At 61.6% G+C, this 1,666-nt stretch carries 3 protein-coding genes; 2 read left to right on the top strand and 1 reads right to left on the bottom strand.

The window, feature by feature from the left end; all coding sequences use genetic code 11:
• Nucleotides 1–540 (bottom strand): CE1 family esterase (locus tag AC1DYI_RS34885; protein ID WP_477208677.1); only part of this gene is annotated, 540 nt, incomplete at its 3' end.
• A 258-nt stretch (nt 541–798) separates the two neighbouring features.
• Here AC1DYI_RS34885 and AC1DYI_RS34880 point away from each other — a divergent pair.
• The gene (locus AC1DYI_RS34880) at nt 799–1,161 is read left to right on the top strand and encodes a hypothetical protein (RefSeq protein WP_477208676.1); all 363 of its coding nucleotides are present in this window, start codon (nt 799–801) and stop codon (nt 1,159–1,161) included.
• 280 nt (nt 1,162–1,441) lie between these two features.
• Nucleotides 1,442–1,666, top strand: a 225-nt coding sequence (locus AC1DYI_RS34875) for a GFA family protein (RefSeq protein ID WP_477208675.1), incomplete at its 3' end; no start/stop codon positions are given.

Here is a 1,666-nt window from a genome sequence, read left to right as displayed (position 1 = left end):
GAGCAAGGCCGCCATGCTCGCCCCCGCCGACAATCCGGCGACGGCCACGCGTACCCTGTCCACCGGTTGCAGCAGGCACACCTGGTCGATGGCCTTCATGATCAGCGCCGCTTCCCCATAGGCGCGCCCGGTGCCGGTGTCGAACCAGTTCCAGCAGCCGCGGGCATTGGCCAGACGGTCCTGTTCTGGGTAGAGCACCATGAACCGCTCGCGCATCGCGATGCGGTTCATGCGCGTGCTGGCCGCGAAGGCATTCGCATCCTGATCGCAGCCGTGCAGCATGACCATCAACGGCAAGCGCTCATCGATCTTCACATCGGGTGGGCGATACAGCCTGAATCTTCTGACACCGGTTGAACCGATGGCGACACCCGGTATCCACGCGCCGGCCCCAGGTGGAGGGGTGCGCCGAGCCACGGCGGGCTTGAGCGCCCGCGTCAGGGCACGGGTCCCAGACTGGGTCGCTGTGCGGGTCATGGCCACGAAGCTGCGCTCGAACGCCTTGGCCCAGACAGAGGAAGTTCGCAATCGTTTCTTCATCTGGGTGATTCTGGGGCCGTGCGGTGAAATCAGGTGGGTTGCGCTCTATTGCAAGAATCACTCCGTAGGGTTATGCGAACTGCCATACTGGGTCGACATGTCTTGCTTTGCACAGACATGCATCGCCCGGCAGCCATTGGGTGTCCTTCAGCCCTGCGTGAGCAGCAATGTGCATGGCAGTCGCCAAGATGCGGCAGCTGCGACACGGATGGACATCGCCCGCTGTTCGCCCCACCCGCGTTTCCCAAAGGATTCACCATGCAAGACAACGTCATGCAAATTCAAGCCCAGCCTTTCGTGAAACTGGCGCAGGCCAATATGGATCTGCTCACCCAATTCACGACCTCACCCGAGGTCACAACGCAATCCACCGCGAATGCGAGCCAGTTTTTCCAGCAGGCCAGCGAGTCTGCGATGAAGCTCATGCAGTCTGGTGCCTTCGCTCACCTGATGCAGGGGATGCTGAAGAACTACACCGAGTTCCTGACCGAAGTCAGCCAGGGCTGGATGGTGACGATGCGGCAGGGACACGACGCGTTTGCTCAGCAGGCACAAGAAGTCGCCGAGGGCGTCATTGACGTGGCGGAAGTTCGTGGAAGGCGCGCACGCCAAACTGCTTGATCGACTGATCAACAGCCAGGTGGACTCGACCGGTCTCGTGCGCTGCAGGTGACATCGCGCACGAGACCGGTGCGACATTCACGGTGCGCCTGTCTCCGGCGCCGACCCGACGCAGGTCGCGCGGCGAACCAGGCTTCTGTTCATGCAGTGGTCTTCGCTCTCAAAATCGGCGATATTTCGGCCGATGCACTCAAGCTCGAGTCGGCCCATGTGACAGTAACGTGACGTCATGGTCCTTCTCAATCGCCTGGCTGTGCAATCCAACGGAGGCAGGACAGCCATGATTCAAGGTTCATGTCACTGTGGTGCAGTTCAGTGGACGTTTGACGGCCAACCCGACGGAGCCACGGCGTGCAACTGCACGGTATGTCGACGCTACGGCGTCCTCTGGGCCTACGACTACGTCGATGAGGGCATCAAGGTCTCCGGCAAGACCCAGGCCTACCTCAGGGGCAAGGCCATCGAGTTCCACTTCTGCCCGGTGTGCGGCTGCGTGGCCTTCTGG

Source organism: Ideonella sp. P3_A4 (assembly GCF_056403075.1).
The sequence above is the reverse complement of the archived record's forward strand: the minus strand, read 5'-3'. Positions and strand labels throughout refer to the sequence as shown.

What these genes read in the sequence shown, in the direction of transcription:
- AC1DYI_RS34880 (WP_477208676.1), top strand. Translation starts at nt 799, where the DNA reads ATGCAAGACAACGTCATGCAAATTCAAGCCCAGCCTTTCGTGAAACTG.